The sequence below is a fragment of the Caballeronia sp. genome, from assembly GCF_049581465.1.
Classification (GTDB): Bacteria; Pseudomonadota; Gammaproteobacteria; order Burkholderiales; family Burkholderiaceae; genus Caballeronia.
The window spans coordinates 1-5135 of record NZ_JBAUSA010001057.1 but is presented as its reverse complement, the minus strand read 5'-3'; the positions used below and the strand labels follow the sequence as shown (position 1 = coordinate 5135).

General features: G+C 61.2%; 3 protein-coding genes. 1 reads left to right on the top strand and 2 read right to left on the bottom strand.

The window, feature by feature from the left end:
- The coding region (locus WCA53_RS25880; RefSeq protein WP_423917140.1) for an ABC transporter transmembrane domain-containing protein at nt 1-748 on the bottom strand (748 nt) is incomplete at its 3' end.
- 288 nt (nt 749-1036) lie between these two features.
- Between WCA53_RS25880 and WCA53_RS25875 the strand changes: the two genes are divergently transcribed.
- A complete protein-coding gene (locus WCA53_RS25875; protein ID WP_423917137.1) occupies nt 1037-1432 on the top strand; it encodes an acyl-CoA thioesterase in 396 nt (131 codons plus the stop codon).
- On the opposite strand, the gene WCA53_RS25870 is transcribed toward WCA53_RS25875, so the two are convergent.
- Entirely contained in the window at nt 1378-4557 is a 3180-nt protein-coding gene (locus WCA53_RS25870) for a sensor domain-containing protein (RefSeq protein WP_423917133.1), read from the bottom strand. The two genes, WCA53_RS25875 and WCA53_RS25870, sit on opposite strands and share 55 nt — an antisense overlap.
- Nucleotides 4558-5135 lie beyond the last annotated feature (578 nt).

Here is a 5135-nt window from a genome sequence, read left to right as displayed (position 1 = left end):
CCTCATTGCCGAAATACTTCACGGTCTCGTAGTTCAACAACGAATCGATGGCACGCGAGTTGGCCTTTGAATCGAGCTCGTTCATCGTGCGTCGAAAATGCGTGCGCCATTCGGTCAGCTTGATCGTGAATACGATGTATGTAGCCAATGCAATGAACGTAACGATCGCGTAATACGCTTCGTACTTCGCAACAAAAAATACAAGAACGAGCCCGACTTCCACGAGCGTCGGCAGGATGCTGAACAACGAATAAGAAACAAGTTGCTGAATGCCTCGCGTACCGCGTTCAATATCGCGCGACATGCCGCCAGTCTGCCGGTCCAAATGAAATCGCAGGGACAAGGAATGCAGATGCCGGAAGACCTTCAACGCGAGTTGCCGCACCGCACTTTCGGTGACTTTGGCGAAGAGTATTTCGCGCAGTTCAGTGAAAAGCGATGTGCACAACCGCACGACGGCGTACGCCACGACCAGCAATCCCATGCCCCCGATCAATACGATCGCAGCCGAATCCTGCGTGCGCCCAAGCGCCGTCAGGTGCTGGACGGCGCTGAGGCTGTCGACGATCTTCTTCATCACGATCGGCACGCCGAGATTCGCCACCTTCGCACCGATCAGGCACGTCAGCGCAAACGCGACGCGCCACTTATATGTGGTGAGATAAGGCAGCAGCGAGCGGATCGTCTGCCAGTCGTTGCGGGGACCTATGGCGACGGGACGAGGTTCAGAAGGAGAATTGCGGCGCATGGTTTCGAGTCTGCATAGGTCCGGGCCGCGCGTTCCAACATATAAAACGGGGCGGACGAGAGGGGTATCGCGAGGCGGCCGCCCGTCTCAAAATTGCAGGCGTTCCCGTACAATTCGATGTTTCCCGCACACGCAAAAGTCCTGCAACAGCGCGGAAACGGCGCCCAACCGGAACTCGGACTGAAAGCCCGTTGAACGGGGCGCCGGCATCGTCTAACCACGCATTGTCGCAGAAGGCGCAACACCGCGCTGACGTGCGTCCCGTCTCACTTTCATGGAATTGCTCCTGTGACCGAAACCCTGCAACTTCCGAACAAGCCAGTCGCGCTACGCGTGATGCCGCAACCCTCAGACGCCAACGTCCACGGCGATGTCTTCGGCGGCTGGATCATGGCGCAGGTGGATATCGCGGGATCGATTCCCGCGAGCCGCCGCGCCAACGGACGCGTGGCAACCATCTCCGTGAATTCGTTTGTGTTCAAGCAGCCCGTGTTTGTCGGCGACTTGCTGAGCTTTTACACGGATATCGTGAAGACGGGCAATACATCGGTGACGGTATCGGTCGAGGTCTACGCGCAGCGCATGAGCCTCACCGAAGACGTGGTCAAGGTGACCGAAGCCACGCTGACCTATGTAGCAACCGATAGCGACCGGCGCCCACGCGCCTTGCCCGCCGTCGTCTGAACGGTCTTGGCCGCGCGGATCCCGTTGCCGCCGCCGTTACTGCGCTGCAGCAACGCAGGGATTTCGTCGGCCGGCACGGGACGCGAGAACAGGAACCCCTGCATCTCGTCGCACTCGCGGGCAACCAGGAATTCCAGTTGCGCGGTCGTCTCCACGCCCTCCGCGATCACCTGCAAATCGAGCGAATGTGCGAGCGCGATGATCGCCGAGGTAATGGTCTCGTCCTCGACCGACCCGCCGATATCGGCCACGAACGAACGATCGATCTTCAGCCGATCCACGGGAAAGCGCTTCAGGTAGCTGAGGCTTGAATAGCCCGTCCCGAAGTCGTCGATGGCAATGCCGATCCCTAGCGCGGCCAATTCGGACAACATGGTCACGGCCTCTTCGGCGTTGCGCATGATGGCGCTTTCGGTGAGTTCGAGTTCGAGATACTTGGGCTCTAGTCCTGTTTCGGCGAGTACCGATTTCACCAGCACGGCGACATCGCGCTGCTGGAATTGCCTGGCCGACAAATTCACCGAGACGCGCGCCGGCGGCAATCCCTCGTCCTGCCACGCCTTGTTCTGGCGGCACGCTTCGCGCAGAACCCATTCGGACAACGGCCCGATCAGTCCGCACTCCTCCGCGACCGGAATGAAGGACGCCGGCGACACCAGCCCGAACTCCGGGTCCATCCAGCGCACGAGCGCTTCCGTGCCGACGATTGCTCCCGACGCGAGATCGACCTGCGGCTGGTAGTGCAACAGGAATTCGTTGTCGCGCAAGCCCCGCCGCAGACGCCGCTCGACGTTCATGCGCGCGCCGACGCTCGCATTCATTTCCGGCTGGTAGAACTGATACGTGTTGCGCCCCATGTCCTTCGCGCGATACATCGCGAGATCGGCTTTCTTGAGCACGGTTTCGGCGTCGTCGCCGTCTTGCGGGAAGAGGCTTGCGCCCATGCTGCAGCCGACGTACATCTCGGTGCCGTCGAGCCAGACCGGGTCCGAGATTGTCGCGCGCACCCGTTCCATCCATGCGATCAACGCGTGTTCGTCGGTGAGATCGGGCAGCACCACCACGAACTCGTCGCCGCCGTGGCGGGCAACCGTATCGCCGGAGCGGCCACAGCGCGCGAGGCGCTCGGCGACCACGGCCAGCAAACGGTCGCCGATACTATGTCCCAGGCTGTCGTTGACGTTCTTGAAGCCGTCCAGATCGACGAAAACCACGGCCAGCGTCGTATCGCGCAGACGCGCCTGGTCGATGGCGCTTTCTAAACGGTCGCGCAGCAAATTGCGGTTGGGCAAGCGCGTGAGCGTGTCGTAATTCGCCTGATATTCGAGCTGCTCCTGGTATCGCACGACGTCGGTCACGTCATTGATCACGCCGACGTGATGCGTCGTGTATCCCAACGCGTCCGGGACCGGGGCGATGAAAAGCTGGTTCCAGAAGAGCGCGCCGTCCTTGCGATAATTGCGCAGCACCGCGCTCACTTCGCGGTTCGCGGCGAGCCCCGAGCGAATCGCGTTGAGCCCTTCCTGATCGAGGTCATCGCGCTGGAGGAAGCGGCAATCGCGCCCTACGATTTCGGCCGGATCGTAGCCCGTGATGCGCTTGAACGCTGGATTCGCGTACTCGATCGTATTGCCTTTGCCGTCGACTGCCGTAATCAGGACGGCGTTCACGCAAGCGTCGAGCGCGCGGCTTTGAAGGCGCAGCGCCAATTCGCGGCGTTTGCTGTCGGTCGTATCGTTATAGGAACCGAGCACCCCGATAACCCGCCCTTCCCCGTCCATCAGCGGCAATTTGCTCGTAATGAGCGTGCGCATGTCGCCATCCCATTCCAGGTCGAGCTCCTGATTCATGCTCGGCTGGCCTGACTCCATCACCTCGATATCGTCAGCGTGAAGTTGCGGGGACGAGCTCGACCAGGGCAGGTCGCCGTCGGTCAAACCGATCACCATTTCCTTGAATGCGAGACCGGCGTCGCGCGCAAAAGCGGCATTGCAACCGAGATAACGCGACTCGAGATCCTTCCAGAAAATCCGCTGGGGAATGCTGTCGATGAGCGATTCCAGCATCTGCTGCGAGCGCCGTGCTTCGGTCTCGGCGTTGATCCGGTCCGTCACGTCGCTCGCCAGCATGAAAATGCCTGGACGCCCCGAAAAATTCAGGGCATGGCACGACAAATCGGCGCTCACCTGCGAGCCGTCTTTGCGCCGATGCCGCCAAACCCCCGCCGGACGCTGCGTGCCACGTTGATCGGCGCGGGCGCGGGCGAGCGTCGTGGCGAGGCGTTCGAAGTCGTCATCGGCGTGAAGGTCGCGCACCGACAGCTTGAGAAACTCGAGTTCGTTGTATCCGTAATGCGCGATCGCGGCCGGATTCACTGCGACCACACGATACGTCTCGCTATCGGCGATCCACATTGGCACCGGATGCGCGTCGAACAGGCCGCGAAAGCGCTCGTTGCTGTGCTGCATTGCCCGGGCGATGCGCAGCTTGTCGCGCGTCGATTTTTCGTGGCTTGCGAAGGTATAGATGAGCACGGCGCTGCCGGTCAGCATGGTGAGGATCAGCAGCAGGACTGCGTGGCTGGACGCGAGAGCGGAGTCGCTGAGTGTGGCGCCGAGCGAATCGGCTTCGTGAGCGCGCAGCACGGCGAGTTCGATGTCGAGAGACTGCTGGTCTTTGCCGAGTTGCACGATCGCGTCGCGCGCCCATTCGCGGTTTGCCCTGGGGGCGTCGGCGGATGCGCGTTCGAACGCCGCATGCGTATCGCGTTTGGCGACGTGGGCGCTATTGGCGAGCAGGTCGAAGGCGCCCTTCATGCCCGGTTCGAAGGCGAACTGTGCGCGCAGGCCGCTTTCCAGCGCGTCGATGTGTTCGACGTGCGCGGCGCGACGCTCGGGTGAATCGAGGGTGCCAGTTGCCTCGTATTGGCCGATGGCGGGCAGGCCTTCGCCGAGCGCGCTGCGATACGCGTCCAGGTCGCGCATCAGGCTGAGCGAGCGCAGCGTGCGGGCGTCCGCTTTGCTTTGCACGTCGATCTGTTCGTAGGCCACGAACGCGTTTGCGCCGACCGCGAGCAGGACGATGGCGATATTGAGCAAAAGCCGGCTGGAGAAAATTGATTTCATGGGTCCGAAGGCCACTGCGGGGGGTGGGGGCTGCGCAGGCTTGGCGCGAGTTCCCACATCGATTCGTAGGCGTCGATTACCTGATAACGGCAGGGGGAGCGCAAGATTTAGGGTAGGCGCTTAAATACAAGGGGGGCGTGATGCGACAAGCACACACGAGTCACGGCCGTTGAGGCGAAGCGTGTGCGTGCGGTGCGTGTTTGGGGGTGGTGTTCGACTGAGCGTTGATGGATGGGGGCCGTGCTACATTCGTGCCAAAAACCTGAAATGGAGCAACGACGACACTGAGGTATTCGCGGTTTGAACGCGTTTCTTTGCTTCGTTTCTTTGCGCGTTTGCAAAGAAACGAAGTCCCGCCCCGGATAGGGGCTAACAGAAATAAGCAAGAAAATCCGACTTAAGCAGAACCACCACGCGAGAAGAAGGACTCAACGCTCTCCCCACACTCGCCGCGAACAGCACCCCACACTCGCCGCAGACAGCACCCCACCCTCACAGCCAGCAGCAGCGCCTAATCGGCCAGACGAAACTCACTCATGGCGGGCGCAAAGTCGTGGTTCACCTCATTCTTACGAGCG